A 26,925-nucleotide genomic window follows, 5' to 3' on the forward strand; every position below is an offset into this window, starting at 1 on the left:
GGGGCCGCTCTCGACCCGGCCCGCTCAGGTCGACGGCGTCGGCGTCTCGTTGGTGGGCGTGGCCGTCTCGTTAGTCGGTTCGTCGTCCTCGTCAGACTCGCCGTCAGTCACGGGTGGCCCGGGGAGGTGTTCGGGCGCGTCTCCCGCCGCGAGAAACGAGAGGAGGTTGCCGACGAACGCCTCGTTGTCGGCGTCGTACACCTCCGACCGTTCGAGCAGGGTCGTGTCGGCGACGAACACGAGGTTCTCCGTGCGGGCGACGGTGGGGTACTGGCCGGCCCGACGGGAGTCGAGCGTCCGCGTCCCCGGGACGGACTGGTACACCACCTCGGCGTCGCTGGTTCGGCGGACGGCGACGTAGCCGCCGGCGTCGAACGTGACCGTCTCGGCGCCGTCGGTCAGCGGGTCGTCGCCCCGCGGCGAACTGTAGATGCTCTTGAAATTGTTGTCGGTGGCCGTATCGTCGACGTTGAACAGCGGTTCGGCGCCGATGCGGACGCCGTAGGACTCGGTCAAGTTGTTCGCACCGAAGGAGACGGTGGTGGCTCCCCCGCCGAACAGGCCCGTCGAGACGCGCGACTGGGTCGGTTCGGCGAGGACGACCACGTGACCGCCCGCGGCCGTGAAGTTGCGGATTACCGCCCGTTCGCCGGCGGAGAATCCCTCCGTCGGTTGGACGACCAGCAGGCCCGACCGGCCCGCGAGCGTCCGGTTGTACGGCTGGTCGCTGTCCACGTCGTCGGAGAACGTCACCGTGTGCCCGGCACGGAACGCGGCTTCGACGGCGGGTTCCAGATCCGACCGCTCGAACTGGTTGCCGTGGTCGGCGTCGACGAGGATGCGAGCGTCCCCGCGCTCGACGGCTATCCGCCCCGTCTCGGGGTCGACGTCGGGGTTGACACGGTCAGGTTGGAACTGCGCCGGGGACTGCCCCTCGATGCCGACGCCGTCCGGTGTCCCGACCGTCCCGCCGACGACGAGACCCAGTAGCGCGGTCCCGCCGACGAGCAGGACGGCGACCACGATGTACGTCGCGACCAGCGTGACGACGCGCCCCTCAGTCATAGACGTACACCTCTCCGTCGGTGGCGTTCCCCGCCGGGACGCCCCAGACGGCGTAGTACTCGACTGGCTGCTGGAACGCCTGCTCCGGCGTGTCCTCGGGCCGGTCGACGTAGACGACGTCGCCCTCGACCCGTTCGACGGTCCCGTCTAGAACGAGGACCTGCACGGGGCGCTGGGTATCTGCGTAGACCACGTCGTACTGGTCGTCTTCGATGTCCGGGGAGAGCGCGGCGGCCCGTTCGATGGCCACCCCGATGTCACCGATGCGGTCGGCAAAGCCGTTCTGGACCGCGCGGGTACCGAGATAGGTTCGGCCGTTGGCGACGTCGTCCCGGCCCAGCGTGAGTTCGTCGCCGCGGTGGCGCATCACCGTGCCGACGAACGCTCGTTGGAGCGTCTCGATGTCCCGCCGGAGACTGTCGAGGCTTATCTGGGCCTTGTCGGGGCCCGAGCGGACGAACTGCTCTTGCTGTCGTGCGGTGTCCTCGATGACGCTTCGGGGTACCTGCACGATGACGCCGATGCTGCCGACGTTCGAACTCGGCTTGACGACGATCTCGTCGGCCGGCGAGATACCGAAGTACCCGCCGGACGCGGCGGTCCCCTCGACGTAGGCGACCACCGGCATCTCGCTTGCGGTCCGGTTGACCGCCAGATACAACTCCTCGCTCGCGTCGACGGGACCACCGGGACTGTCGACGCGGAGGACGACCGCACCGATGGAGTCGTTGTCCCGTATCTGTCTGAGTCGCTGCGTGACGGCGGCCACGTTGGCGTCGGTGGTGCCGCCGCGAAGCGTGACGACGGCGACGCTCTGGCGGTCGCCGCCCGCGCTGGCGGTCACGTCCCAGACGACCGGCCCCAGAACGACCGCCGTCACGACGGCGGCGGTGACGACGACCACGTACGCGGCCGTGGTAGTTGGTGACAATTTCATTTACATTGACACTATCTGCGGTAGGTGCCACCGGACGAATAGCTTTGGGGAGTCAGCGGCGACGGGCCAGCAGGGCGGCGACGAGGACGGCCACGAGCGTGATCGCGACGCCGAATCCGGGCCCCGCCAGCCCGGTCGTCCGTTCGGTCGTGCCACTCTCGGCGTCCGTCTCGGTGCCCGACGACGGCGCGCCGGACCCGCCGTCCGACGGCGTCGATGCCGCGACGGCGCTGACCGTGGTGTTCGCCTCACCGACGCGGACCATGTGGGCACCGGCCGAGTCGAAGCGGCGGACGAACGTCGTCGTCGCGGTGTCGCCGGCCGGCACCGAGACAGTCCGGTTCGTCGGCGTGCCGGCCCCGGCGAGACTGATCGTCTCGGTGCCCGCCCGTCGGCCCTCGTTAGTCACGGTGACTGTGACTTCGACCGGGTCACCGACCGTCGTCTCGGAGACGTTGGAGCGTACGTCCGTCACCGAGAGCGCGGGGACCGGCACGCCGACCGTGAGTTCGAGCGGTGCCGCGGTCGTGACGTTGTAGACGTGCCGCCCGCCAGCGGTGTCGACGAACGTCGTGTTCAGCGCGGTCACCGACCCGTCGTCGACGCGGTAGGCCGTCACTGCGTCGGGGTCGACGCCCGCGAGGTGGGCTCCGGCGACGCTGAACGTCGTCGTCACCGTGGCGTTCGCGGCCGTATCGGTCGCCAGCGTGCCGACCGACCTGACCCCAGTGACGTCCCGCGTCGTATTGGTCGGCCCGGCTACGCGGAGGATAGCGGGCGTCGCACTCGGAGAGAGGCTGAGTCGGTCGTAGGTCAGCACGCCGTCGGCGACGTCGGGCGTAACGCCGACGGGGCCGTCGGCAGACGGTGCGGCGACGTTGACGATGGCGCTCCGACCGTCCGGCCGGTCGATTGCGATGATCGGTCCGCTCGGTTCGGACGCGACCGGACCGCCGCCGCCGCCACCACCGCCACCACCGCCGCCACCGCCCGAATCACCGCCGCCGGACCGGGGTCGGACCATCACCGTCGTGGCGTCCGTGGCTTCTCGTCCCAACCGATCGGTGACGGTGAGTCGGAACACCATCGTCGTCTGGCCGTTCATCGACGGGACGTCGAACGAGGGAGCGGGACCGGACGCGTCGTCGAGGTCGACGGATGGCCCCTCGACCTGCGTCCACGCGTACGACGCGTTTCCGGCGGCCTCCGAGGCCCGGCCGTCGAGGGTCACGGTGTCACCTTCGGTCACCGACTGGTTCTCGCCGACAGTAGCGACGGGAGGCGGGGTCTCGGCCGCGGTGACGACGACCGTATCTGTACTCGTTCGCTCGCCGTCCGTGACGGCGACCTCGAAGACCAGTCGCTGTGGCTCGTTCACGTCGGGCGATTCGAACTCGGGCGTCGCCGTCTCGTCGTCGTCGAGGTCGACGGATGGGCCCTCGACCTGCGTCCACGCGTACCCGAGGTCGTCGCCGTCGGGGTCAGAGGATCCGGTCGCGTCGAGTTCGACGGTCGTCTCCGGCGTGACTGAGCGGTCCCCACCGGCCCTCGCAGTCGGCGGTCGGTTCGGTCGCTCGACGGTCACGGCGACGCTGTCGGTGTCCGTGGTCCCGTTCGCGTCGGTGACGGTCAACTCGAAGGCGAGCGTCGCCGCGTCGGTCACGTCGGGTGCCTCGAACGTCGGCGTCGCCGTCTCGTTGGCTGCCAGCGTGGCGGTCGGCCCACTCACTTGCGTCCAGCGGTACGTAAGTCCGTCACCGACGGGGTCGGCGGACTCGCTGCCGTCGAGTTCGACGCTGGCCCCTGGCGTGACCGTCCGGTTCTCGCCCGCGTCGGCCGTCAGCGGCAACTCCCCGCTCACGTCGACCTCGTCGACCGTTCGGTCGGTGACACGTTCGCCGGTGTCCCGATAGATGGCCGACCCGGTCGCGACGAGGTCGTATGCGCCCCGCTCGGCAGTCTCTGGGGCCCCGAGCGTCAACACGACGGTGTGTTCGTCTCCGCCACGCCAGACCCACGCCCGGTCGTCGTAACTCGCGGCACTATCGCCGTCGTCCTCGACCGTGACAGTCCAGTTCGCCGGCACCGAGACGTCGATTCCGGGCGCGTCGGCGTCCGTTACCTCGACGGTCACAGTGACGTCTATCGACCCACCCGGTGCGACGCTGTCGGTGTCGAGTGACTGCGCCACGACGACGGTGCCGTCGGGTGCAGCGACCGCCGTTGGAACGGCGACGACGGCGAGGAGCGCGAGACAGGCCGCGACGACGTGTCGTCGTGACATCTACGTCACACCTCCCTGTCAAAGCTCACGGAGCGGTAGCGCGTCGACACGGTGAAAACGGCTGCAAGGCGGGACGGAACCATCGATGTCCGTAGTCGGGGCCCCCCAGTGGTTTGTTATGGCCGCGTTGTGTCGGTAAGGCCCGCTTTCCCGTTTCCGTTGTATACACCTTGTATTATCGGGCGGCCGACAAAGCTCGCTATAACAATAGCTGACTCGCCACTAGTCGGATGCGAATGACCGACATCCCGCCGGTTTCTCGCCGAGCAGTACTAAAACACGGGGCCGTGGCCCTCGCGCTCGCGACCGGTGGTCGCGCCCTCGGGCGGGCACGCGCCCAGCAGCGCCACCCGTTGCTCACGACCGACTTCGAGAGTCCGAGCCGCTATGCCGACCCCGACGAACGCCTCGACGACTTCGAGGACGTAGACGCGTGGAGCGAGGACGAGGGGTCGCTGAGCGCGGACACGAACGAAGTGTACCGCGGGTCACAGTCCGCGAGGCTCTCGACGCCCGCGAACAGCGACGCGGACGCGCTCGCCATCAGCAGAGAGTTCGACGAGTTGGACCTCTCGGACCGCGACCTCTCTCTCGCGCTCCGTCTCGGGGACCCGGACACCGAGCAACTCGTCGTCGAGGTGGAAGACGACGAGGGCGACTACGTCGAGATGAACCGCCGGACCATCTCGCCGACGTACGGCTGGTTCCGCATCGACCTCGGCGTCACCGACGAGACCGGCGACCCGGACCTCTCCTCGGTCGAGGAGATACGGATTCGCTTCAACCGGGACTCCGACGACCCGATGCTCGTCTGGCTGGACGACCTCGGGACGACGCCGCGGGTCGACGGCGGCCGTGTCGTCCTCACGTTCGACGACGGTGGCATCACACAGTATACGCGTGCGCTCCCGGTTCTGGAGTCGTTCGGGTTCCCCGCAGTCACGTGTGTCAACACGGGGCGAGCCGACAGAGACGACTACCTCGGCGAGTCCGAGATGCGCGAGATGCGGGCCGCTGGCTGGGAAATCGGGAGCCACACCGTCGACCACCGAGACCTCCCGGAACTCTCGAACGACGAAGCGAGGCGACAGGTCGCCGACGCCAAGCAGTGGCTCCTCGACCGCGGATTCGAGGTCGGGTCGGCGATATTCACGTACCCGTGGAGCGGCACCTCGCCGCGAATCCGTAGCATCGTCAGCGACCACCACTATCTGGCGTTCACCGACGGCAGTATGCCACACGGCGCCCGGTTGACCGGGCCGCTCACCGTGGGTCGCGTGTTCGGCGAGAACCGCGACCGGGTCGAGACGACGTTGGACCTCGCCGAGAAGTACGGGCAGACGGTCGTACTGGCCTACCATCAGGTCGGGGCGGGCGGCTGGATATCGGAGTCGGCCTTCCGGGAGACGATGAACGGCATCGCCGAACGAGGGCTCGACGTCATCAAACCGTCGACGCTGCTGACGGAGTTGCTCGACCCGCCGGTGACCGAAATCGAACCGCTATCGGTCCCCCGGGTCGTCGCCCGCGACGGCGACATCGAACTCGCCGACGTCCAGCGGGCCGTCCACTGGAACGAGCAGGACGCCTACGTCCCCCGGACGAACGGGGAGAAGATGGACGACGAGACGCTGGCAGAGATACTCGAGATGTGGGAGAACGGTCGTTAGAACAGCCGTTCCAGCAGGCCACGTTTGCGGTGTTTCTCCGCCATCAACACGGAACAGTCCACGTCGTCGACGAGGTCCATGACCACCGACCCGGAGACGAGGCGGCGTAACAGGCCCTCCTCGGTCGCCCCGACGAGCAACAGCGTGGCGTCCTCGGCGGCCGCCGCGATAGCCGACTCGACGTCGCCCTCCTCTACGCGTATCTCGGCGTCGGCGAGGCCGTGGTCCGCCGTCCACTCTTCGAGGAACGCCTCGGCCTCCTCGCGGCCGTCGTCGGTGACGTTGAGCACGGTCACCTCGGAGTCGTACTCGGCTTGGAGCATCTGTGCCACCGACGCCGAGAGGTCCGAGTCCGGGCCCCCGGCGGTCGGGAGGAGGATGCGCGAGGGGTCGAACCCGCGGTCACGCAGGACGAGGAAGTCACAGGGGACCGCCTCGGTGAGTTCGTCCATCGCGGACTCGGCGCGGCCGGGCGACCCGTGCGCGTCGGGCCCCCACCCCATCACGACGAGGTTTGCCGTGTGGGTCCGGGCCGCGTCGAAGATGGCCTCGAAGGACTTGTGCGAGATGATGGTGTGCGTCTCGACGTCGACGCCGAACGTCTCCGCGTCCTCGCGGGCGCGGTCTAAGAGCTGCTCGGAGGTCTCGTCTATCTCGTCGGCCCGTTCGGCGGCGCCGGCCAGCGCCGTCTGGTCGGGCACGGTGACGATGTGCGTGGCAACGACGGTGCCGCCGCGCTGTTTGGCCAGCGCGCTGGCCAGCGTGATGAGGTCCTTCTCGTGTTCGGGGTTGGCAAGCGGCACCATCACGCGGTACTGCCCGCCGTCCGGTTGGACGCCGGCGGCGGCGCTGACGGCCGCGTCGGGCAGTTCCTCCGAGCGCGAGAGGACGTGTTCCGAGAGGATGCCCTGTTTCTCGGTGCGGGTGCGGGCGTACAGGACGTACCACAGTATCGCCGCGCCAGCGATACCGAACGAGAGAAACAGCGCGTCCGTGGCGACGAACGCCAGCAGGGCGAACGAGAGCAGGCCGCCGAGAATCGGGAGCAGCGGGAACAGCGGGACGGTGAAGTCGGGGGCGTACTCCTTTGGGTTGACGTAGCGCATCACGAGGAGCGCCCCGTTGAGCAGGCCGTAGATGATGAGGTGGAGGCCCGAGGCAGCCCCGGAGAGCAACGTCAGGTCCCCGACGACGATGAACAGCAGGATGAGGCCGCCCGTGATGCCGATAGCCCGGTAAGGTGTGCCGAACCGGGGATGAATCTCGTTGAGTGCCGGCGTGACGATGCGGTCACGGCCCATCGCGAAGTTGATGCGCGAGGACGCGAGGATGGAGGCGTTCGCCGAGGAGGCCGTGGCGAGGAGACCGCCGAACAGGAGCGCGCCGCCCATGGCGGCCCCCTGCAGGTACTGGCCCACCTCGACGACGGCGATGGGGGCCGTCTCGCCGGGTGCGAGGTTCTCGTAGAGCCCCGCGATGAACCCCTGCGGGACGGCGGCGCTCATGATGACAAGCACCAGCGCGTAGATGACCGTCACGAGGACGACGCTCCCGATGACGGCCCGCGGGAGGTTCTTTCCGGGGTCCTGTATCTCCTCGGCGACGCTCGTAATCTGGACGAAGCCCAGATAGGAGACGAAGATGAGTCCCGTCGTCTCCAGCGTCGTCACGACGCTCCGAGCCTCCGGGAGGTTCTCGGGGGCGGCCCGAAGCGTGCCGAGCAACGTGAACACGGCGAGGATAGCCACCAGCAGGACGACGATGGCGTTCTGCAGGCGCCCCGTCTCCTTGGCGCCGACGTAGTTGATGAAGACGAACAGCGCCGCGCCGGCCAACGCCACGAGTTTGACGGCGGACATCGACACCGGGCCGACGCCGACGGTCCCGGAGAGGCCGAAGATACGGGCGATGTAGCGGCCGAACCCGACCATGTAGAACGCGCTCGCGAAGGCCAGTCCCAGCCAGTTGGCCCACCCGGCGACCGAGCCAAAGAGCGGCCCGAGCGCGTGGTTGACGTAGTAGTACGCCCCGCCCGACTTCGGCATCGCAGTTCCGAGTTCGCTGGCCGACAACGCCGTAAACATCGCGATGACGCCACCCAGCACGAACGCGACGGAGGCCATCGACCCGGCCTTGATGATGGCGTCGCCGGGGAGGACGAAGATGCCCGCTCCGATCATCGTCCCCACGCCGATGGTCAGCGCGGCCAGTGGTCCGAGGTCCTTCGCGAGTTCCTCGTCGCTCATGTCACGTCCTCGCTGTCCTCGCCGTCTTCGTCGGCCGGGAGGACGACGACCGGTCGGTCGTTCCTCGTCACCAGCCGCAGTGCGACGTCGCCCGTCACCATCTGGACGAGTCGGTTCCCACCGCGCGGGACGACGACGACGGCGGAGGCGTCGACGTCCTCGGCGGCGTCGAATATCGTCTCGACGACGTCGGTGCCGTAGTAGATGTCCGTCTCGACGTCGCCGAGGACGGCCCGTGCCGCCTCGAACATCTCCTCGGCCTCTAGCTCTCGCTGTTCGACCCCTGCCTTGTCCGGCGCGCCGCCGGCCTTCTCGACGACGTGGACGAAGACGGCCTCGCCGTAGGACTGTCGGGCGAGCGCGCGAGCGGACGTCTCGGCGTCGTCCTCGCTCGCGACGGGGACGACGACCCGTTCGAGCAGGTCAGCCATGGCACCGTCCCCCCGTGGCTCCCCCGTGCTGTCGGCGGTCTGACGACGTAACCGTGGCTGGCCAATACATATCCGGTTACAGTCGCGCACAACCCTTAACCCTCACGTCTGCCGGCAGTTCGAGAGATGGAAATACACTTCACGCGGCCGGCTGAACGGGTCGGGTATGCACGACGCGGAGGGTCGCAGATGTACGTCGTAATCGTCGGCGCCGGTGAGGTCGGGTCCGCCATCGCCGGGAGTCTGGCCGACACGCACGACGTCGCGGTCGTCGACATCGACGGCGACCGGGTCGAGGAACTCGTCTACGACGTCGACGTACTGGGCGTCGAGGGGGACGGCGCAGACCTCGAGACGCTGGCGGACGCGAACATCGAACGGGCCGACATCCTCATCGCCAGCACGGACGACGACGAGACGAACATCGTCACCTGTGGCACCGCCATGACGGTGACGGACACGTTCACCATCTCCCGGGTCAAGAGCGCGAAGTTCCTCCGGACGTGGGAGCAATCGGAGCGCGCCTTCGGCGTCGACCACATGGTCGCGACGAACCTGCTGACCGCAGAGGCGATTACGCGAGTCGTCGGACTGCCTGCCGCACAGGACGTGGAGACGTTCGCCGACGGCCTCGTCCAGATGGCCGAGTTCGAGATAGCCGAGACGAGCCCCGTCGCCGACCAGACCGTAGAGGAGGCCGACCGCTACGAGTCGCTGACGTTCGCGGCGATTCTGCGCGACGACGACGTCGTCATCCCGCGAGGAGAGACCGTACTCGAACCCGGCGACGACGTCATCGTCATCGGCAGTCAGGAGAGCGTCCACACCTTCGCCCACGAGATAGCCCCCGACGTCGACGGCGCCCGGAACGTCCTCGTCGTCGGCGGGAGCGACGTCGGATACCACACCGCCCGACTACTACAGGACCGCGGCCTGAAACCCCGACTCGTCGAACAGAACCACGAGCGCGCCCGCGAACTCGCGGAGGAACTGGAGGGGACCACGGTCTTAGAGAGCGACGCGACCGACCGGGAGTTCCTCGAACGCGAACACGTCGCCGACGTAGACATCGTCGTCGCGGCGCTGGACAACGACGAGAAGAACCTGCTCGCGAGTTTGCTGGCGAAGCGCCTCGGAGCGAACCGTGCCGTCGCCGTCGTCGACTCCGGGGCGTACGTCCCGCTGTTCGAGGCGGTCGGCGTCGACGTAGCGGTCAACCCGCGCGAGGCGACCGCAGAGGAGATAACGCGGTTCACCCGCGAGCATCAGGCCGAGAACGTCGCCATCATCGAGTCCGACCGCGCCGAAGTACTGGAGATAGAAGTGGGACCAGAGAGCGTCCTCGCGGACCGCCCCATCCGAGAGTCCGTCGACGACCTCCCCGAGGGCGTCGTCATCGGCGCCATCACCAGAGACGGCGAACTCGTCATCCCGCGCGGTGACACTGTCATCCAGCAGGGCGACCACGTCGTCCTGTTCGTCGACGCCGAGTCACTCGACGCCGCCAGCACCGTCCTCTGACCATGCTCGGGGCGACGGCGCAGTCCCGCTCCCTCCGCGTCGACTGGCGAGCAGCGGTCTCGCTGGTCGGGAGCGTCGTGAAGTACCTCTCGGTGGCGATGCTCGCACCGATGCTGCTGGCGCTGTACTACGGCGAGGACGTCGGGGTCTTCGGCATCACTATCGTGCTGACGGTTTTCGCGGGCATCGCTCTCGAACGTCTCGATACCGACCCCGACCTCGGGGCTCGCGAGGCGTTCCTGATGGTGTCGCTGACGTGGCTCGCCGTGACCGTCGTCGGGGCGGTGCCGTACGTGCTGGCGGGGATGGGCACCGAGTCGACGCTCGCGAACCCCGTCAACGCCTTGTTCGAGTCCATGTCCGGCTTCACGACGACGGGAGCGACGGTCATGGGCAGTATCGGGTTCGAACGGCACTCGCACGCGCTGTTGCTCTGGCGGCAGTTGACCCAGTGGCTGGGCGGCATGGGTATCGTCGTCCTCGCTGTCGCCATCCTCCCGGAACTCTCCGTCGGGGGCGCGCAGTTGATGGACGCCGAGGCGCCCGGTCCCGGCATCGAAAAGCTCACGCCCCGTATCGCCGAGACGGCGCGAGCGCTGTGGCTGGCGTACCTCGGGTTCACCGTCCTCGAGTTCGTGCTCCTCTACGGCCTCCATCTGGCCGGGTTCGCCCCGAACATGGGGCTGTACAACGCCGTCGCCCACCCGCTGACGACGATGCCGACCGGCGGGTTCTCGCCGGCCGCCCGGTCCATCGAGGCGTTCTCTGCGGCGGTGCAGTGGGTCGTCATCCCGTTCATGGTCGTCGCCGGTACCAACTTCGCGCTCATCTGGCGGGCCACGCAGGGGAACCTCGACGTGTTCCACGAGGACAGCGAGTTCAGGTTCTACGCGGGCGTGATGGCCACGCTATCGGCCGTCATCGCGGGCCTGCTGTTCGCTGGTCTCGGTCCGGGCCTCGCATCGATTCCGGAGCAGGTCCTCCCCATCGACGGGAGTGCTGAGCGCTCGCTCCGGCACGCGACGTTTCAGGTCACCTCCATCGTCACGACGACGGGGTACGCCTCGATGGACTTCAACACGTGGAGTGACGCCACCAAGTACCTCCTCCTGTTCGGGATGTTCGTCGGCGGGTCCGCCGGGTCGACGGGCGGGGCGGTCAAGATGATCCGCTGGCTCGTCATCCTGAAGTCGCTCCGTCGGGAGCTATTCACGACGATTCACCCCGAGGCCGTCTCGCCGGTCCGGTTGGGCGGTCGCGTAATCGACGAGCGCGCGGTCCGTGGCATCTACGCCTTCACGCTGCTGTATCTGGTCCTCTTCTTCGTCAGCGTCGCAGTCGTCTTCTTCGACTGCGCCCGGGTCGGCTACTCGCTGTCCGTCCTCGAAGTGATGTCCGCCGTCGCCGCGACGCTCGGCAACGTCGGTCCCGGGTTCGGTGCCGTCGGCCCGATGAACGGGTACACGGACTTCGCGTGGACCAGTAAGGCGTACATGATATTCCTGATGTGGGCCGGTCGCCTGGAGATTCTCCCCGTGTTCGTCCTCCTGACTCGGGCCTACTGGCGTTCCTGATTCCTAGACAATACTTATTAGGAATGTAGTTTAATCATGACGTTGTGCTCGGGGCATCGTCGGTCTTCGAACTGTTAGCCGCGGATTACCGGCGACAGATACTCCTCACCCTCTGTGATTCGGAGCATATCGAGGTCCCTGATGCGATATTGATGCGGGGAGCCCGTCACGGCCAATCACCCGCGATGGCCACCAGTGGAACGACGGCGGACTCGACAGTGACCATCGAACTGTATCACACCCACCTCCCGAAACTGGCACAAGCAGGACTCATAGAGTGGGACCGTGACGCCGGCGTCGTCTCGCGAGGGCCGGAGTTCGAACAGATACGACCCATGATCTGCCTCCTCGCCGAGAACGAAGAGTGCGTCCCCGGCGACCTGGTCTGAGCGGATCAGCGCTGCCAGAACGACCGCGTGAACACGACCAGTACCGTGATGATTTCGAGTCGCCCGGCCCACATCAGGAGAATCATCACTACTTTCGTCGTATCGGGCAACATCAGGTACGACCCGAACGGCCCCAGTCGGCCGAAGGCCGGTCCGATGTTGCCGATGGCAGCCAGACTCGCACCGACTGCCTCCATCGGCGTGAGCGGGATGCCGACGCGAGTGGCGTCCAGCGCGATGAACACCGCCGCAAAGCCGAACACCAGCAGATAGAGGAGCGTGAACCCGACGACGCCCCGAATCGCCTCCTCGTCGACGACGACGTCGCCGAGTCTGACCGGCCGGACCGCGTCGGGGTGGCTCGCGTGGAACAGTTCCCGACGGAGCGTCTTCAGGACGATGAGCCAACGGACCACCTTGATGCCCCCGCCCGTGGACCCGGCGGACCCGCCGACGAACATCACCAGTAGCAAGACGAGTTGGCTGTGGGCCTCCCACTGAGCGAAGTCGCTGGTAGCGTACCCGGTCGAGTTCATCAGCGACCCGACCTGAAACGCCGCCTGCCGCAGGGCGTTGGCGAACGCGCCCTCCGTGGTGCCACCGTTTGCGAGCGCCGGGGCCGCACCGGAGAACAGGAGGCCGAAGAGGACGGCGGTGAAGACGGCCGTCGCACCGGCGTACGCGCGGAACTCGGTGTCCTCGAAGACGGTGCGTACCTCGCCGTCGAACAGGTACCAGAACAGCGCGAAGTTGGTGCCGGCGACGACCATGAACGGGATGATGACCCACTGCACCGCCGCCGAGAACGCGGCGATGCTCGCCGGCTTCGTCGAGAAGCCACCGGTGGGGAGCGTCGAGAACGCGTGCGCGACCGAGTTGTACAGGTCCATGTTCGGCGCGTAGCCGGCCAGATGGAGGCCGTAGAGGAGGACTGCCAGCAGGACGGTGAACGCGAAGTACGCCTGCCAGAGGATTCGGGCCGTTTCGCTGATGCGTGGCGTGAGTTTCTCCAGCGTCGGCCCGGGTGCCTCCTCGCTGATGAGTTGGGCGCCGTTGACCGCCAGTTCGGGAAGGATGGCGACCATCAGGACGATGATACCCATCCCGCCCAGCCACTGGGTCACCTGCCGCCACATCATGATGGCGTGTGAGTGCCGGTCGGTCCCTATCTCGCCCATCACGGTCGCCCCCGTCGTCGAGAAGCCGGACATGGACTCGAACAGGGCGTTGACGGGGTCGGCGAGCGTCGAAGCGGTTCCCCACCCGGCCAGCACGTACGGCACCGCCCCGACGACGGCGACGACGAACCACGTGAGTGCGACGAAGAGGAGGGCTTCGCGCTCGCGGAGTTCCGTTCCGGGGTCCAGTTGCTCGACGGCCAGTCCGAGGAGGACGGTGCCGACGATGGAGACGCCGAAGACGCCGACGTCCTCGCCGTAGACGAGCGCAACGACGAGGGGAACGAGCATCGCCACCGAGAGGAACTTCACGACAGTCCCGGTGAGCGCGACGCTCTTGCGCCAGTCGACGACGGTGTTCATGCTGTCGTCTTTCGGGCAGCGATACGTCTTCTCACCGCGTCACTCGGGGCCGCCGATTCCACCGGGTAGCCCGCGAGGACGTCGGCGTAGCGGTGTCCGGGCATCCTTGCTACCGTTGGCTGGCGGGGCGACGGTATTAAAACCGTCAGACTCGAGTGCCCGATGGGATCGGTGTCTCGACTCCCGGTGTGTCGTCGTCGGAACCGGTCATACGGGCACCTAGTTCGTTACCGGACCGAGCGCACGCGCCGTGCGGTCGACTTGGAAGATAGCTACAGCAGTCCGTATCAGTCGTCCATCCCCTCACGAACCGTCTGCTGGATGGCGACCCCGGCGATGTTCATCCCGTACTCGGCTGTTCGTCGGATGCTGTCCAGCAGGAGGCCGACGACGTACGCTTCGGCCGGGTCGTCGTGGCTGTACAACTCGCGGTCCAGTTCCGTGAGGCCGTCGGCCAGTCGGTCCCGCTCGGCGAGGGCCGAGTGGGCGGCGTCGATACCGGCGTCGGCGAGGATGACGTCGGCGGCGTCGTCCACCACCTGCCGGGAACTGGCCGCGAGCGTCGAGAGGCGGTCGGCGAACGCCGCGGGGACGGCGGCCTCGGGGTCGATGACGAACTTCGCCATCTTCACCGCGTGGTCGGCGACGCGTTCGAACTGCCGACTGGCGTAGTAGTACTCGAACAGTTCGTCCCGGCCGTGGTCGAGTTTCTCCACTTCGTGGAGGTCGGTCAGCGCCCGGCGGAAGTGCCGGGTCACCATGGCGAACAGTTTGTCCGCCTCGCCGTCCCGGTCGACGACGCGCCGAGCGAGGCTCTCGTCGGCGTCGATAACGGAGTCGACGGCGTCCCGGTGCATCGAGAGCATCACCAATCGGAGACGCAGGGCCGACTTCCGGACGTCGACGTTCTGGGCGTCGATGAGGTTCGTCAGGCGGATGCGGGTGTCGCCGGCCTCCAGCAGTTCGAAGCCGGACAGTTCCGCGACGGTCTCTTCGACGAGGGCGCGCCGGGCTTTCCCGTGGCCGGAGGTGTCCAGCAGCGTCACCGAATCGAAGCCGACGGCGTGCAGTGCGCGGATGCGCTGCCGGAGGGCGTTCTCCGAGTCGGTCGCCACGTCGACAGTGGTCGAACGCTCCGTGGCCGAGCGGTCCCTGCTCGCCTCGACCAGCAGCGAGCCGTCGCCGTTCGGATGTAGCGTGAGTACCGACCCGGACTCTATCCCGTGTTCGTTCGCCCACGTCTTCGGCAGCGAAACGGTGTAGGTCGTCCCCCCCGAGAGCTGGACCTTTCGCGTCTCCATGGGAGTCACTCCCCACACATCCCGTGTTAGGTTTTATATGAGTGGTACGTTCCGGTGTTGATCGGCATATATCGGTACGGCCCCGAACAGTGACGGGTTCGGGTAAACTCTCGTCCGGGAAGCCGGACTGCTATATAGCCGTCCAGACAGTCTGTGGGATACCCCTATTGGCCGCCTCTCGAATCGCCGAGTATGTCCCGCCAACCGTGGCAGCGACCGCTGGCCGCGACCCAGCAAGGACGCGACGCGACGCGCGTGCAAGTCGTCGAAGCGATAGACCGAACCGCGCCGGAGACGAAGGCCGATCTCGCGGCGACGGTGGGAATCTCCGAACAGTATCTCTCCGAGATTCTACAGGAACTGAAGAGCGAAGGCGTCGTCCAGAAGGGGTACGTCGTCGACGACGCCGCGGTGTACGCCGACGCGACGGGCATCTCCCGTCTCCACGGCGACACCGACGCCAAGCGAGAGAACGGTGAGACGCCGCCCAACGACCGCGGGCCGGCGGTCCTCGACCTACTCGAACGCCTCGAAGACGTCACGACCACGCAGTACGAAGCCGCCCGCGCGGCCTTCGAAGGCGAGGAGCCGGAGCGCTCGGCCGACACCCTGGAATCGCTGACCAACGAGCGGTACTTCGCCGTCATCGCGGAACTGAAGTCGTACACCCTGACGACGGACTGGCCGGGAAACCGAGTGGCTGCGGACCTCGCAACCATCGCCACCAACCTCGAGATCGTCGGGGACCGCGCCTGCTTCGTCGCCGACGTGGTGGGCGACCGGTCGCCGCCCGCGACGGGCGTCGTCGGGGAGCGACTCGCGGACATCTTCGAGGCGGGGGACCGAATCAACGACCACCTCTCGGCCATCCTCTTCGACTGTGACCTCACGGCCCACGAGGACCTGCGAGTGGCCGAGGAGGCGGTCCACCGGGACTTAGACGAACTGTTCGAACTCGTCACGGCCTACGACATGGAACTGTACGGCTACCTCGTGACGGTGACCCGAGCGCTGGAGCGGGCCATCTACTACTGGGTGGACGCCGCCGAACTGGCGGTGACGCTCCACTCCGGCGTCGAGCCCGACCACGTAATGATATAGCGCCGCGGCCTCAGGGCTCTATCTCGCCGTGTTCGAACGCTTCGACCAACTGATCGGGGAACGTATCCGGCGAGAACACCGGAGCGAGAGCGGGAGGTGGTCCAGCGAGACGGACGGCCACGAGATTCACTACGAACACGAGTGCCCGTCGTGCGGTGCCGTCAGAGAGCACACGCTCACGCTGAACGAGGAGTGACTGTTCGGCGTTCTCGCGGACGTGGTGAAAGGCCGCGCCGTCAGTCCGCCGCTTCGACTGACTCGGGCGCGTAGGTGTCGAGAAACCGGTCGAGGTCACGGAACGCTGGCAGTCGGTCGGCGAGCGTCTCGTGGTCCCACTCCCACCACTCTGTCGCCTCGACGCGCCGAGCCACGTCCTCGGGGAACCGCCTGCGGATGGGTTCGGCTGGCACGCCCGCGACGACGGTGTAGGCGGGCACGTCGTGAGCGACGACCGCGCCGGCAGCGACGACGGCCCCGTTGCCGACGGTGACGCCGGGCAGGACGATAGCGCCGTGGCCTATCCACACGTCGTGACCGACCGCCACTTCTTGGCCGGCCCGCCACTCGAAGATAGAGTCGTCGTCCTCGCCCATGTCGTACATCCCGGCGCGGTAGGTGAAGTGATGGGCCGTCGGGCGGTCGATGGGGTGGTTGGTCGGGCCGAGACGGGCGCTGGCGGCGACGTTGCCGAACTTCCCGACCGTCGCGTAGTCCAGTTGCACCCGCTCCATCAAGTAGGTGTAGTCGCCGATGGCCGAGGCGTGCATGCGCGTGCCCCGCCTCACTTCGGTCCACTCGCCGAGTTCGCTCTCGGAGATGGTGACGGGGTCGTGCAGCGTGGGTTCGGGGCCCAACTCGCGGATGCGGTCGGGACCGTGGTCTTCGACGTAGACCATCCTACCGCCGCCCCGCGGTGGATTCGAGTATCTTCTTCGGCGCGTTCAGGAACGCCTCCAGCACGCCGCTCTGTTCGACTGCCTCGTCGTCGCGGAGGTACGACCGAATCCGCTGGCTCAGCAGTTCGACGGACCCGGCGAGCAGGAGGATGAGGATGATGCAGGCCATCATCTCCGTGTAGTTGAACGTCTTGCGCTGGATGTCCAGTTCCAGACCGAGGCCGCCAGCCCCGATGAGGCCGAGGCTGATGGCGACCCGGACGTTGTGTTCTAAGTCGAACGCTATCCACGCGATGAACTGGCGGAACACCTGACTCAGCATTCCGAAGGAGATGACCTGCGGCTTGTTCGCGCCGGTCGAGCGGATACCCTCGATGGGGCCGTCGGCTATCTCTTCGAGTTCGTCGGTGAACAGGCGACCGAGGTAGCCGGTGGTGTCTATCATAATGGCCAGCGTCGCCGTGAACGGACTGACGCCGCCCAGCGGGATGAGGATGAGTACCCACACCAGCGCCGGGATGGCGCGGATGAAGCTCATCGTCGCGCGAAAGAGGAAGTTGAAGGGGTAGGGAACGACCCGCTCGCTCGCCATCACGCCGAAGAAGAGCGCGCCCGGCAACCCGAGGACGGACCCGGCGAAGGCGATGGAGACGGTGACGAGCGAGGCCCGAAAGAGGTTCTCGGCGACGATGAACTGCCAGTACTGCCCGACGTCGACGAACGGAATCCCGTAGTACGTGGTCGGCGGGAAGTACTCGGTCAGGGCTTCGAGGAACTGGGGAATCTGCGTGACCAGTTCGACTATCGAGAAGCCGACCATGTAGAGGCTGAGGAAGAAGAACAGCACGCCGAAGACGAGGCCGACGAGCGTGTAGAGTCGCCGGAGCGTCGTCCGGCGTTTCATCTCCCGGAGCTTCTGCTCCGTCGGGGACTCGCCCAGCGAGGCGAAACCCAGATACTCCCTGAGGCCGCCGCCGTCAGCGGACTTCGAACTCACGCTTCGACCCTCTGACCGGGGGTATCGTTCTCGTCGCTCTTCTCCGCGCCGTCGCGCTGTTCGGCCAGGCCGACCGTCTCGACGCTGCCGTAGAGGTCGTCGATGAGCGCCGGGGTCAACTCGTCCGGTTCGACGTCGAACAGGAGGTGGCCGTCCCGCAGGCCAATGAACCGCTCGCCGAAGTGGGCCGCGATGTTGACCTGGTGGAGGCTCACCAGCGCCGTCACCTCGTGGACGCCGGCGGCTTTCTTCAAGTAGCCCATCACCGTCTCGGCGCTAGCCGGGTCGAGGCTGGCGACTGGTTCGTCGGCCAGCAGGAGCGAGGGGTCCTGAACGAGCGCGCGGGCGATGCCGACGCGCTGTTGCTGCCCCCCGCTCATCTGGGAGACGCGCTGGTGGGCCTCGTCCAGTAGCCCGACCGTCTGGAGGGCGTCGAGCGCCCGTTCCTTGTCCTCGCGGTGTTGCCACTGGAAGAGGCTCTCCAGTAGGCCGGTCCGCTCCAGCGAGCCGTTGAGCGCGTTCAGGTACGCCGAGACGCCCTCGACGAGGTTGTGCTGCTGGAATATCATTCCCACTTCGGGCTGTGATCCGACGAGGGGGTCCCCGTCGAGGTAGACGCCGCCGCTGGTCGGTTCGGTCAGGCCGTTGATGCAGCGAAGCATCGTCGACTTCCCGGCCCCGGACTCGCCCAGTAGGACGACGAACTCGTCCTCTATCTCGAAGGAGACGTCCTCGACGGCGGTCACGTCGCCGTACTCCTTGGTGAGGTTCTCGACTGTGAGTGTGCTCATGGGACTGAAATCTTCGCGTGGTTACTCGCCCAGTTCGATGCCGAGGGCGTCGAGGCGCTTGATGACGGGTTGGTACTCCTTCATCGAGGTCTGAGCCAGCGTCGTGAAGGGCAGTTCCTCCTCGTCGTAGTCCTCGGGGTAGTACTGCTGGATGAGTCCCTTATCGGAGTTGCGCAGCACGGTCCCGATCTCGTCTTTCTTGTCGGATTTCCACGTTTTCCGGGCGTAGACCGGCTGTTTCGGGATGGGGAAGGACCACCAGAAGGGGCGGAACTTCGGCGACTCGGAGCCGATGGTGTCGAGGAACGAGCTCTTCTGGTCGACGCGGTCGGGAACTTCCGTTCCGCTCGGGATGTGCGCGATGCCGTTGCCGCCCCAAGTGGTCGCGGCGTCGGCCTCGCCGTTGCCGAGTTTCTCCAGCGCGACCTCGTGGTTCGACCAGCTACCCTCGAAGTCGACCGGGTCGCCGTCGGGGGCCTCGCCGACGTCCAGTCCGGCCTGCTTGAGCGCGTAGACGGCGAAGATGGACCCGCTCGTCGAGAGGCGGTCGGCGAAGGCCATCGTCTCGCCCTCGACGTCGGTTCGCTGCTGGATGTTCGAGTCGGGGTTGGTCAGCATCACCGAGAAGTAGAACGCGGACCCGCCCGTGACGGCCGTGCCGTAGACGTCCATGAGGTCCGGGTTCGAGATGAGCGTGATGTCGTCCATCCCGATTTCGGCCTGCTCGCTCTTCAGCGCCGGGCGAATCGCGGAGTAGTCCTGCGGGACCTGCGTCTCGACTTCGACGCCGTCCACCTCGCCCTCGATGAGGTTGTGCATCGGCTCGTAACGCCGACGGACGTCGGACGGGTTGTCCGGCGTGAGGAGCATCGTCACCGTCTCGGCTCCGTCGGAGGACCCCATCACGCTCGAACACCCGGCGAGGCCGGTCAGGGCCCCAGCGGCGACCCCGGATTTCACGAGGAACCCGCGTCGGCTCGTTTTCGACCCCGTACCGCCCGTCGCTGACACGCTGTCTGTCATCACTCGGTGCGTAGCAAAGGGGTCGAATAACAGTTGCCTGCGTAGAGTCCGGGCGGTCCGTATTTCGCGTCTGGACCACGCACTGAGAGGCAGCAGACGCTACCGAGTACAGACTAGTCCGTACCGAAAACGACGAGGGCGGGTTCGAGCACGGGGAGAACACGAACGATAGAGAGTACCCAGCGAACCCTTATGCAGCGGTTGTCGCTTGCTTTCGACCGAGTGCATGGTTGACCCACACGACCGTTCGGACCGATTCGAGTTGGTAGCCGCCTGCGAGGGCGCGACGCTCGCCCGGTTCGCCGACGACGTTCTGGAAGACGACCCGCCGCTGTCGGTGCGACAGGACCCGAAGCCGCAACTGCTGATGCAACGGGTGGTCGAACCGGTCGAGCGCCGTCCGTTCAACCTCGGCGAAGTCGTCGTCACGCCGGCGGAAGTGACGCTCGACGGCCACCGCGGCTTTGCGATGGTTCCCGGGAAAGCCGAACGCGCCGCGCTCTCGGGGGCCATCGTAGACGCCGCCGTCGCCGGGGGCCACCCGCTGACCGAGGACATCGTCGCGGAACTCCGCCGCGTCGCCGACCGGCACGAGCGAGAGCGCGCACGGGCGTGGGCCGAGAGCAAGCACACGACCGTCGACTTCGAGACGATGGAGGACGAGGAATGAGGGCGCTCGGCATCGACCCGGTCCACGAGACGCGCGAGACGTTCCGGGCGCTGCTGGACGCGATGAGTCGTCCGGGAACGGTCGAGTCGGTCCCCGAACCGGCCGACTACGCCGTCGTGGCGACGCTCGTAGACCACGAGGTGACCGTCGCCACCGACGACGAGACGCTACGCGAGGCGCTGTCGAGTCAGGGCCGTCTCGACGCGGCCCCGCCCGAGGTGGCGGACATCGTCCACGCACGCGAGTCCCACGCGTTCGACGTCAGAGAGTGTACACGCGGCACGCTCGTCGAACCCAGCGGCGGCGCGACCGTCGTGTACGAGGCCGAGTGTGCGAGCGGTCGGAGCGAGGACCTGACACCGGTGACGCTCTTCGGCCCGGGCGTAGACGGGACGGCGACGCTCTCCGTCGGAGTGCCGCCGAGCGAACTCGACGCCCTCGCAACCGCCCAATCCGAGTATCCGCGCGGCGTCGACGCCGTCTTCGCGGCGGGCGACCGCGTCGCGGCGATTCCCCGCTCGGTGACGCTGACCGTGAGCGACGAGACGACTGCCGACGAGACGGCCGCCGAGGAGGTGGCCTGATGGGGTACGTCGCCGTCACCGCGGGCGAGGAGCTAATCGAGCGCGCCGAAGAACTGTTCGAGAAACAGCGAACGGCGGGCGATGGCGAGGACGTCGCCGTCGAACAGATAGACGAGCAGTTGGGCCGACTCACCTCGCAGGCGATGAGCGAGGCGGGATTGTACGCCCCCCGACTCGCGGCGCTCGCGGTCAAGCAGGCGCAGGGCGACACCGTCGAGGCGGCGTTCCTGCTTCGGGCCTACCGCTCGACGCTGGAGCGGTACGACGAGACCGAGCCGATAGCGCCCAGCGAGATGGTCGCCAGTCGGCGCGTCTCCCCGGCGTTCAAGGACGTCCCCGGCGGGCAGATTCTCGGGCCGACGAAGGACTACACCCAGCGACTGCTCGACTTCGACCTCCTGGAGGGCGACGCCGAGGACCCCACCGAGGAGTGGGACATCGAGGACGCGGGCGACCCCGAGGACCTGACCAACGTGATGGAACTCCTCCGCGAGGAGGGACTGGTCGCCGAACCCGACGAGGCCGGCGTCGAGGAGCCGACCGACACCACGCGAGAGCCGGTGACGCATCCGCCGGAGCGCGACGCGGTCCTGCAGGAACTCGCCCGCGGCGAGACGGGCGCGGTCACGGCGCTCGCTTACTCCGCGCTCCGGGGCTACGGACAGGTCCACCCGACGCTGGCGGAGGTCCGCATCGGCGAACTCCCCGTGCGAATCGAGCATCCCTACACCGGCGACGAGGTGACGGTCGCTCACGCGGAAGTCAGCGAGTCCGAGGCCGTCGTCCCCGTCTACGCCAAGCGCGAGGACCCGCAGTTCGCCTTCGGCTACGGCCTGACCTTCGGGCGCAACGAGCGCAAGGCCATCGGGATGACCATCTTGGACGCATCCATCCAACTCGACGGCGAGGACGAACCCGCCGAGAACCCCGAGTTCGTGCTGGACACCGTCGACGGGATGGACTCCTTCGGCTTCATCGAACACCTCAAACTGCCCCACTACGTCACCTTCCAGTCCATCCTCGACCGCATCCGCGCCATCCGCGAACGGAAGGGGCTGAACGAGGACGGGCGCGTGTCCACGGAGGCCGACGACGAGGACAGCGAACGCGATAGCGACGACCGGACCCCGGCGGCTGAGCCGCCGGTCGCGGAGGTGAGCGACGATGACTGACGAACGCACAGCGGACGACCCGGTTGCATCGACCGACGGCGGTACCACCGTCCCGACCGACTCCGTCGACGCCGTCCTCGATTCCTTGGACGGCGACGGGCTGTCGGGGTACAACTACGCGTACCTCGACGAACACACCAAGCGCGAGGTGCGCCGGGCGACGCTGAAAGCCGTCGCCGTCCCGGGCCATCAGGTGCCCTACGCCTCCCGGCCGATGCCGCTGGCCCGCGGGTGGGGGACCGGTGGGATACAGGCTTCACTGTCCTTACTCGGTCCCGACGAGACGTTCAAGGTCGTCGACCAGGGGGCCGACGAGAGCGTCAACGCGGCCAACATCCGCCGACTGGCCGAGAACACCGCCGACGTCGAGACGACGACGGACACCACCGAGGCCGGCGTCGTCCAGACTCGCCACCGCATTCCAGAGGAGGTGCTGACCGACGAGCAGATTCTGGTGTTGCAGGTGCCCATCACGGACCCGCTTCGGAAGGTCGATTCCTCGGACGCCGCTAACCGCCGCCGCCACGCCCACAAGAACTACGGGAAGATGTGGGTCCACCTCTACGAGAACGTCGTCGAGTGGGGCGAGATTAACATCGCCTCCCGGTACCCGACGATGGTCGCCGAGCGCTACCTGATGGACCCCTCGCCAATCCCGCGCTGGGACGTGCCCAAACTCGACGACGCCGAGAATCTGTACGTCTTCGCGGCCGGTCGCGAGGCCCGCATCTACGCGGTCCCGCCACACACCGACGTCGAACCGCTGGCCTTCGAGGACCGCGAGTTCACCGTCGAGCGGTTTCCCGACGCGGCCTGCCACGCCTGCGGGTCCACCGACACCTACCTCGTGGAGGTCTCGGAGGAGAGCGAGTCACCCCAGACGACGCGGGAGGAAGGGGGCGGCGAAGCCGCCGATAGCTCCTTCGAGACGCGCTACGCCTGTAACGATTCGAGTTTCTGTGAGAAGCGCCGTGAGGACTCCGATATCCCGAAAGATCACCACCTCGACCGCGAGGGCGTGGACTGGGGACCGGGGACGCCGGACAACGAGGAAGCCAGTTCGGGGGGTGCCGGCGAATGACGCTGCTCGACGCCGAGGGCCTCCGGACCGTCTACGGCGATGGCTGCGACCGGTGTCTCGACGCGACGGGCGACCGGGCGGGGACGAACCAGTGTCCCCACTGCGGGAGCGTCGTCGCCTGCGCCGAGGCCGACCTGACGGTGCGGGCGGGCGAGGTGCTGGGAATCGTCGGCGAGTCCGGGTCCGGCAAGTCCAGCCTCGCCGAGCAACTGGCTCTAGAGCGCGACCCCGACGCGGAGACGGACGGTGTAGTCCGCTACGCCGGCCACGAGGGGAACTTACTGGACGTTGACTACGAGACGCGCCACGACCTGCGGACCGGCGACATCGCCTTGGTCCACCAGCACATCCGCGACGGCCTCAACCCCGAATTCACGGGCGGCGGCAACGTCGCCGAGAAACTGCTCTCGGCCGGGTGGCGTTCCTTCGAGGACGTTCGCGCTCGCGTACGAGAGCTGTTCGAAGCCACGGAGATTCCGGTCGACCGGATGGACGATCCGACCAGCACCTACTCCGGTGGGATGCAGCGCCGCGTCCAGATTGCCCGCGCGCTGGCGAACGACCCCGAACTCGTCGTGCTGGACGAACCGACGACTGGGCTCGACGTGAGCGTGCAGGCCCGCGTCCTCGACATGTTCCGGCGCGTCCAGCGAGAGAAGGGCGTGGCCGCCGTCGTCGTCTCTCACGACCTCGGCGTCGTCCGGCTGCTCGCCGACCGGACGCTGGTGATGCGTCACGGCCGCGTCGTCGAATCGGGCCTCACCGACCGCGTAATGGAAGACCCGCACCACGAGTACACGCAGACCCTCATCAATTCAGTAATATGACAGTACTGTCCGTCGAAGGGCTCTCGAAGACCTTCGACATGCACGTCCTCGGCGACACGCAGGTCGTCGGACTCGACGACGTCTCGTTCGACGTCCGCGAGGGAGAGTTCCTCGCGGTCGTCGGAGAATCCGGCAGCGGCAAGTCCTCGCTGTTGAAGTGCCTCTACCGGACCTACGACCCGACCGGCGGCCGCATCGTCTACCACGGGGCGGACGAACTCGCTGACGGCGACGCCGGCGACGGCATCGACCTCGCCGCCTGCGACGACCGCGAGGTCATCGCCCTGCGCGATGCGACCATCGGCTACACGTCGCAGTTTCTAGACGAGATTCCGCGCGTCCCGGCCGTCGACGTGGTCGCTCGCCCGCTCCGCGAGCAGGGCGTTCCGGCCGAGGACGCACGCGGGGAGGCCCGCGAATTGCTCTCCCGACTCGACCTTCCCGAAGCACTCTGGGAGGCGTACCCGGCGACGTTCTCCGGCGGGGAGCGCCAGCGCGTCAATCTCGCGCAGGCGCTCTCGCCGAGACCGACCCTCCTCCTGCTGGACGAACCGACCAGCGCGCTCGACCCGGAGACGCGGCAGGCCGCCATCGACCTCCTGCGGGAGTACGTCGGGGAAGACACCACCGTCGTCGGCGTCTTCCACAACACCGCGGTCATCGAAGCCGTCGCCGACCGCGTGGTGGTGCTGGACGACGGGAAGCTCCAGCGCGTCGTCCCGGTCGCCGATTTCGAAGGGGAGGTGGTCGGATGACGACCGCAGTGCCCGACGAGACGGCCGCCAACGGGAGCGTCGCGGTCGTGAACGGCCGCGTCGTCACGCCCGAGGCGGTGATCGAAGGTGGCGTCCGCGTCGAAGGCGACCGCATCGCCGCCGTCGGCGACGTGGACGCCGACGCCGCCGAGAGCGTGGTCGACGCCGCCGGGCGGTACGTCCTGCCGGGCCTCGTCGACCTCCACGGCGACGACATCGAGAGCCACCTCTTCCCCCGGTCGGGCGCGCGGATGGACATCTCGATGGCGCTGTCCTCGGCCGACCGGAGCAACGTCGCCGCCGGCATCACGACGAAGTTCCACGCCGTCTCCTTCGAACGGGACAGCTCGGCGAACCGCTCGCCGGAACTGGCGACCGACCTCACCGACGCCATCACCGACGCCGACCGACTGCTCGTCGACCACCGACTTCACGCCCGGTGTGAGGTCACGCAGGAGGCCTGCGTCGATGCCGTCTCGACGGTCGTCGAGAACGGCGACGCCGACCTCGTCTCGGTGATGAATCACGTCCCCGGCAAGGGGCAGTTCCAGGACGTCGAGGCGTTCCTGGAGTTCTACGAGGAGTCGGAGAACCACTCCGTCGAGGAGGCCGAAGCGATGATAGAGCAGCGAAGCGGCGTCTCCATGGCGACTATCCGCGAACGGGTCGGCCGCGTCGTCGAGGCGGCACACGAGGTGGGCGCGACGACGGCCTCCCACGACGACGAGGACCCCGCGGAAGTCGACCGCCTCGCCGCGGCCGGGGTCGACATCACCGAGTACCCCATCACGCTCGAAACGGCCGAACGCGCCACAGAGCGCGGGATGACTACCGCGATGGGCGCGCCGAACCTCGTCCGGGGCGAGAGCCAGTGGGGGAACCTCTCGACGGCCGACGCCATCGAGGCCGGCGTCGTCGATACGCTGGTCGCCGACTACCACCCGCCGTCGCTGCTGGCCGGCGCGTTCGTCGACACCGGCGAACCCCTGCCCGACCGCGTCCGGCGCGTCACCGCGAACCCGGCCGAGGCCGTCGGCTTCGACGACCGGGGGCGACTGGAAGCGGGCAAGCGCGCCGACCTCGTCGTCGTAGAGCGCGACCCGACGCCGACCGTCACGCGAGCGCTCGTCGGCGGCAGACGGGTGTATCGCGCCGACGGGACCGCGGAGGGGCGACGATGACGGCGACGACCGACGCGCGTCTGGGCGCGGCGATGGACGTCCGCTTCGGCGCGACCGCCGAGGCGTTCCTCGACTACCTCACGGACCTCGGATTGGACCACGTCGAGTTCAAGCGGGAGTACCTCCACGGCCACCCCGACGCGCCGACGCCCGAGGACGTACGGGAACTGGCCGACCGCTACGGCGTCTCGGTCACCTATCACGCGCCGTTCCGCGACTGGAACCTCGGCAGTTTCAACGAGGAATCCCGGCGGGCGTCGGTCCGACAGGTCAAGCGGACCATCGACGACGCCGCTACCGCCGGGGCCGGGGCCGTCGTCGTCCACGGCGGATCCGTCCCTCGCCGCTACCCCGAGTGGGTCCGCTCGACCGCCCGCGAGAACGCGCGTCACTCGCTCGCCGAATGCGCCGAGTACGCCCACCTCGTCGGCGTCCCGCTCTGCCTGGAGAACCAGCCGAGAGACGAGTCGGAGTGCCGCTACACGACGACGCCGTCCGACCTCGAAGCGGTGCTCGCCGAGGTAGACGTGACCCCGGAGTACTTCGGCGTCACGCTGGACGTCGGCCACGCGACGGTCAACGACTGCGACTGGGGCGCGTTCGTCGAACGCTTCGGCGACCGCATCCGAGTCTGCCACCTCCACGACAACGACGGAACGGCGGACCTGCACGAACCGCTGACCGACTACGAACCGGTCGTCGAAGCCGTCCCCGCCGACTACTTCGTCTTCGAGACGAAATCCGTCGCTGACGTCGCCCGGTGCGTCGGTGCGGAACCGACCCCGATAGACAGCCGACTCACCAGCGATACCTGAGACACCCACCGACCGGGCGTGCGAGCACGACCACTGACGCGGCCGCCACACTCATACATCAACGGACACACAC

At 67.6% G+C, this 26,925-nt stretch carries 25 protein-coding genes; 14 read left to right on the forward strand and 11 right to left on the reverse strand.

Translation table 11 applies throughout. The features are described 5' to 3' along the window. Window positions 1-24 precede the first annotated feature (24 nt). From IEY28_RS13595 to IEY28_RS13605, 3 genes are read right to left on the reverse strand one after another with little or no spacing between them, the layout of a single operon-like run. Entirely contained in the window at window positions 25-1,065 is a 1,041-nt protein-coding gene (locus IEY28_RS13595; protein WP_188998640.1) for a DUF4350 domain-containing protein, read from the reverse strand. After that, window positions 1,058-2,002 carry a S49 family peptidase gene (locus IEY28_RS13600; RefSeq protein ID WP_188998643.1) on the reverse strand — a complete coding sequence of 315 codons (945 nt, stop codon included), beginning with the start codon at window positions 2,000-2,002 and terminating at the stop codon, window positions 1,058-1,060. The genes IEY28_RS13595 and IEY28_RS13600 overlap by 8 nt, the downstream gene beginning before the upstream one ends. 52 nt (window positions 2,003-2,054) lie before the next feature. Further along, window positions 2,055-4,286, reverse strand: a complete 2,232-nt coding sequence (locus tag IEY28_RS13605; protein WP_188998647.1) for a PKD domain-containing protein — start codon at window positions 4,284-4,286, stop codon at window positions 2,055-2,057. Window positions 4,287-4,516: 230 nt separating this feature from the next. On the opposite strand from IEY28_RS13605, the gene IEY28_RS13610 reads away from it, so the two are divergent. After that, entirely contained in the window at window positions 4,517-5,956 is a 1,440-nt protein-coding gene (locus IEY28_RS13610) for a polysaccharide deacetylase family protein (RefSeq protein WP_188998650.1), read from the forward strand. Here the strand turns inward: IEY28_RS13610 and IEY28_RS13615 are convergent. Continuing rightward, window positions 5,953-8,202 carry an amino acid permease gene (locus IEY28_RS13615; protein WP_188998652.1) on the reverse strand — a complete coding sequence of 750 codons (2,250 nt, stop codon included), beginning with the start codon at window positions 8,200-8,202 and terminating at the stop codon, window positions 5,953-5,955. The two genes, IEY28_RS13610 and IEY28_RS13615, sit on opposite strands and share 4 nt — an antisense overlap. After that, on the reverse strand, window positions 8,199-8,633 hold the full coding sequence (locus tag IEY28_RS13620; RefSeq protein WP_188998656.1) for a universal stress protein: 435 nt from the start codon (window positions 8,631-8,633) through the stop codon (window positions 8,199-8,201). Before IEY28_RS13620 ends, IEY28_RS13615 begins: the two co-directional genes overlap by 4 nt. Window positions 8,634-8,822: 189 nt before the next feature. Here IEY28_RS13620 and trkA point away from each other — a divergent pair, with 189 nt between their 5' ends. Genes trkA through IEY28_RS21010 form a run of 3 tightly spaced genes read left to right on the forward strand, consistent with a single transcriptional unit; the run spans window position 8,823 to window position 12,117 of the window. Further along, window positions 8,823-10,154 (forward strand): Trk system potassium transporter TrkA, encoded by a 1,332-nt coding sequence (gene trkA, locus IEY28_RS13625; RefSeq protein WP_188998658.1) that lies wholly within the window; start codon window positions 8,823-8,825, stop codon window positions 10,152-10,154. Window positions 10,155-10,156: 2 nt separating this feature from the next. Beyond that, window positions 10,157-11,728: a TrkH family potassium uptake protein gene (locus IEY28_RS13630; protein WP_188998660.1), complete on the forward strand. Its 1,572-nt coding sequence runs from the start codon at window positions 10,157-10,159 to the stop codon at window positions 11,726-11,728. A gap of 44 nt (window positions 11,729-11,772) precedes the next feature. After that, window positions 11,773-12,117, forward strand: a complete 345-nt coding sequence (locus tag IEY28_RS21010) for a DUF7344 domain-containing protein (protein WP_420842324.1) — start codon at window positions 11,773-11,775, stop codon at window positions 12,115-12,117. Between the two features lie 5 nt (window positions 12,118-12,122). Here the strand turns inward: IEY28_RS21010 and IEY28_RS13640 are convergent, their stop codons facing one another. Together IEY28_RS13640 and IEY28_RS13645 are read right to left on the reverse strand one after the other, a co-directional pair. Then, complete coding sequence (locus IEY28_RS13640; protein ID WP_188998666.1) at window positions 12,123-13,658, reverse strand: TrkH family potassium uptake protein; 1,536 nt, start codon at window positions 13,656-13,658, stop codon at window positions 12,123-12,125. Between the two features lie 287 nt (window positions 13,659-13,945). Beyond that, the gene (locus IEY28_RS13645; protein WP_188998669.1) at window positions 13,946-14,959 is read right to left on the reverse strand and encodes a phosphate signaling complex PhoU family protein; all 1,014 of its coding nucleotides are present in this window, start codon (window positions 14,957-14,959) and stop codon (window positions 13,946-13,948) included. 192 nt (window positions 14,960-15,151) lie between these two features. Between IEY28_RS13645 and IEY28_RS13650 the strand changes: the two genes are divergently transcribed. Both IEY28_RS13650 and IEY28_RS13655 read left to right on the forward strand, forming a co-directional pair. Further along, window positions 15,152-16,060: a helix-turn-helix domain-containing protein gene (locus IEY28_RS13650; RefSeq protein ID WP_188998674.1), complete on the forward strand. Its 909-nt coding sequence runs from the start codon at window positions 15,152-15,154 to the stop codon at window positions 16,058-16,060. A gap of 28 nt (window positions 16,061-16,088) precedes the next feature. Further along, complete coding sequence (locus tag IEY28_RS13655) at window positions 16,089-16,256, forward strand: hypothetical protein (protein WP_188998676.1); 168 nt, start codon at window positions 16,089-16,091, stop codon at window positions 16,254-16,256. 40 nt (window positions 16,257-16,296) lie between these two features. Here the strand turns inward: IEY28_RS13655 and IEY28_RS13660 are convergent, their stop codons facing one another. The 4 genes from IEY28_RS13660 to IEY28_RS13675 are packed head-to-tail and all read right to left on the reverse strand — an operon-like array spanning window position 16,297 to window position 19,767. Continuing rightward, window positions 16,297-16,956 (reverse strand): LbetaH domain-containing protein, encoded by a 660-nt coding sequence (locus tag IEY28_RS13660; RefSeq protein WP_188998679.1) that lies wholly within the window; start codon window positions 16,954-16,956, stop codon window positions 16,297-16,299. A gap of 1 nt (window position 16,957) precedes the next feature. Beyond that, the gene (phnE, locus tag IEY28_RS13665; RefSeq protein WP_229783140.1) at window positions 16,958-17,953 is read right to left on the reverse strand and encodes a phosphonate ABC transporter, permease protein PhnE; all 996 of its coding nucleotides are present in this window, start codon (window positions 17,951-17,953) and stop codon (window positions 16,958-16,960) included. Further along, window positions 17,950-18,744, reverse strand: coding sequence for a phosphonate ABC transporter ATP-binding protein (locus IEY28_RS13670; RefSeq protein ID WP_188998682.1), 795 nt, complete (start codon window positions 18,742-18,744; stop codon window positions 17,950-17,952). The genes phnE and IEY28_RS13670 overlap by 4 nt, the downstream gene beginning before the upstream one ends. A gap of 21 nt (window positions 18,745-18,765) precedes the next feature. After that, window positions 18,766-19,767 (reverse strand): substrate-binding domain-containing protein, encoded by a 1,002-nt coding sequence (locus IEY28_RS13675; protein WP_188998685.1) that lies wholly within the window; start codon window positions 19,765-19,767, stop codon window positions 18,766-18,768. A gap of 226 nt (window positions 19,768-19,993) precedes the next feature. Here IEY28_RS13675 and phnG point away from each other — a divergent pair, with 226 nt between their 5' ends. The 8 genes from phnG to IEY28_RS13715 are packed head-to-tail and all read left to right on the forward strand — an operon-like array spanning window position 19,994 to window position 26,852. After that, window positions 19,994-20,437 carry a phosphonate C-P lyase system protein PhnG gene (phnG, locus tag IEY28_RS13680; RefSeq protein WP_188998688.1) on the forward strand — a complete coding sequence of 148 codons (444 nt, stop codon included), beginning with the start codon at window positions 19,994-19,996 and terminating at the stop codon, window positions 20,435-20,437. Beyond that, window positions 20,434-21,021, forward strand: a complete 588-nt coding sequence (gene phnH / locus IEY28_RS13685; protein ID WP_188998691.1) for a phosphonate C-P lyase system protein PhnH — start codon at window positions 20,434-20,436, stop codon at window positions 21,019-21,021. The genes phnG and phnH overlap by 4 nt, the downstream gene beginning before the upstream one ends. Beyond that, on the forward strand, window positions 21,021-22,193 hold the full coding sequence (locus IEY28_RS13690) for a carbon-phosphorus lyase complex subunit PhnI (RefSeq protein WP_188998694.1): 1,173 nt from the start codon (window positions 21,021-21,023) through the stop codon (window positions 22,191-22,193). Before phnH ends, IEY28_RS13690 begins: the two co-directional genes overlap by 1 nt. Next, on the forward strand, window positions 22,186-23,274 hold the full coding sequence (locus tag IEY28_RS13695; protein WP_188998697.1) for an alpha-D-ribose 1-methylphosphonate 5-phosphate C-P-lyase PhnJ: 1,089 nt from the start codon (window positions 22,186-22,188) through the stop codon (window positions 23,272-23,274). Before IEY28_RS13690 ends, IEY28_RS13695 begins: the two co-directional genes overlap by 8 nt. Beyond that, the gene (locus IEY28_RS13700; protein ID WP_188998700.1) at window positions 23,271-24,101 is read left to right on the forward strand and encodes an ATP-binding cassette domain-containing protein; all 831 of its coding nucleotides are present in this window, start codon (window positions 23,271-23,273) and stop codon (window positions 24,099-24,101) included. The genes IEY28_RS13695 and IEY28_RS13700 overlap by 4 nt, the downstream gene beginning before the upstream one ends. Next, window positions 24,098-24,856, forward strand: a complete 759-nt coding sequence (locus tag IEY28_RS13705) for a phosphonate C-P lyase system protein PhnL (RefSeq protein ID WP_188998703.1) — start codon at window positions 24,098-24,100, stop codon at window positions 24,854-24,856. Before IEY28_RS13700 ends, IEY28_RS13705 begins: the two co-directional genes overlap by 4 nt. Then, window positions 24,853-26,037, forward strand: a complete 1,185-nt coding sequence (locus IEY28_RS13710) for an alpha-D-ribose 1-methylphosphonate 5-triphosphate diphosphatase (protein ID WP_188998706.1) — start codon at window positions 24,853-24,855, stop codon at window positions 26,035-26,037. The genes IEY28_RS13705 and IEY28_RS13710 overlap by 4 nt, the downstream gene beginning before the upstream one ends. After that, on the forward strand, window positions 26,034-26,852 hold the full coding sequence (locus tag IEY28_RS13715) for a sugar phosphate isomerase/epimerase family protein (protein WP_229783141.1): 819 nt from the start codon (window positions 26,034-26,036) through the stop codon (window positions 26,850-26,852). Before IEY28_RS13710 ends, IEY28_RS13715 begins: the two co-directional genes overlap by 4 nt. The last annotated feature ends 73 nt before the right edge of the window (window positions 26,853-26,925 follow it).

Origin of the sequence: Haloarcula pellucida (assembly GCF_014647235.1) — an archaeon.
In the GTDB taxonomy this organism is placed as follows: Archaea; Halobacteriota; Halobacteria; order Halobacteriales; family Haloarculaceae; genus Haloarcula; species Haloarcula pellucida.

Excerpts from the sequence above, each read along its gene's own strand:
- IEY28_RS13600 (WP_188998643.1), bottom strand. The coding sequence starts at position 2,002 with ATGAAATTGTCACCAACTACCACGGCCGCGTACGTGGTCGTCGTCACC.
- IEY28_RS13605 (WP_188998647.1), bottom strand. The coding sequence starts at position 4,286 with ATGTCACGACGACACGTCGTCGCGGCCTGTCTCGCGCTCCTCGCCGTC.
- phnH (WP_188998691.1), top strand. The coding sequence starts at position 20,434 with ATGAGGGCGCTCGGCATCGACCCGGTCCACGAGACGCGCGAGACGTTC.
- IEY28_RS13645 (WP_188998669.1), bottom strand. The coding sequence starts at position 14,959 with ATGGAGACGCGAAAGGTCCAGCTCTCGGGGGGGACGACCTACACCGTT.
- IEY28_RS13690 (WP_188998694.1), top strand. The coding sequence starts at position 21,021 with ATGGGGTACGTCGCCGTCACCGCGGGCGAGGAGCTAATCGAGCGCGCC.
- IEY28_RS13615 (WP_188998652.1), bottom strand. The coding sequence starts at position 8,202 with ATGAGCGACGAGGAACTCGCGAAGGACCTCGGACCACTGGCCGCGCTG.
- IEY28_RS13630 (WP_188998660.1), top strand. The coding sequence starts at position 10,157 with ATGCTCGGGGCGACGGCGCAGTCCCGCTCCCTCCGCGTCGACTGGCGA.
- IEY28_RS13675 (WP_188998685.1), bottom strand. The coding sequence starts at position 19,767 with ATGACAGACAGCGTGTCAGCGACGGGCGGTACGGGGTCGAAAACGAGC.
- IEY28_RS13670 (WP_188998682.1), bottom strand. The coding sequence starts at position 18,744 with ATGAGCACACTCACAGTCGAGAACCTCACCAAGGAGTACGGCGACGTG.
- IEY28_RS13715 (WP_229783141.1), top strand. The coding sequence starts at position 26,034 with ATGACGGCGACGACCGACGCGCGTCTGGGCGCGGCGATGGACGTCCGC.
- IEY28_RS13650 (WP_188998674.1), top strand. The coding sequence starts at position 15,152 with ATGTCCCGCCAACCGTGGCAGCGACCGCTGGCCGCGACCCAGCAAGGA.
- phnG (WP_188998688.1), top strand. The coding sequence starts at position 19,994 with ATGGTTGACCCACACGACCGTTCGGACCGATTCGAGTTGGTAGCCGCC.
- IEY28_RS13695 (WP_188998697.1), top strand. The coding sequence starts at position 22,186 with ATGACTGACGAACGCACAGCGGACGACCCGGTTGCATCGACCGACGGC.
- IEY28_RS13595 (WP_188998640.1), bottom strand. The coding sequence starts at position 1,065 with ATGACTGAGGGGCGCGTCGTCACGCTGGTCGCGACGTACATCGTGGTC.
- IEY28_RS13640 (WP_188998666.1), bottom strand. The coding sequence starts at position 13,658 with ATGAACACCGTCGTCGACTGGCGCAAGAGCGTCGCGCTCACCGGGACT.
- IEY28_RS13710 (WP_188998706.1), top strand. The coding sequence starts at position 24,853 with ATGACGACCGCAGTGCCCGACGAGACGGCCGCCAACGGGAGCGTCGCG.
- IEY28_RS13610 (WP_188998650.1), top strand. The coding sequence starts at position 4,517 with ATGCGAATGACCGACATCCCGCCGGTTTCTCGCCGAGCAGTACTAAAA.
- IEY28_RS13700 (WP_188998700.1), top strand. The coding sequence starts at position 23,271 with ATGACGCTGCTCGACGCCGAGGGCCTCCGGACCGTCTACGGCGATGGC.
- IEY28_RS13705 (WP_188998703.1), top strand. The coding sequence starts at position 24,098 with ATGACAGTACTGTCCGTCGAAGGGCTCTCGAAGACCTTCGACATGCAC.
- trkA (WP_188998658.1), top strand. The coding sequence starts at position 8,823 with ATGTACGTCGTAATCGTCGGCGCCGGTGAGGTCGGGTCCGCCATCGCC.
- IEY28_RS13660 (WP_188998679.1), bottom strand. The coding sequence starts at position 16,956 with ATGGTCTACGTCGAAGACCACGGTCCCGACCGCATCCGCGAGTTGGGC.
- IEY28_RS13620 (WP_188998656.1), bottom strand. The coding sequence starts at position 8,633 with ATGGCTGACCTGCTCGAACGGGTCGTCGTCCCCGTCGCGAGCGAGGAC.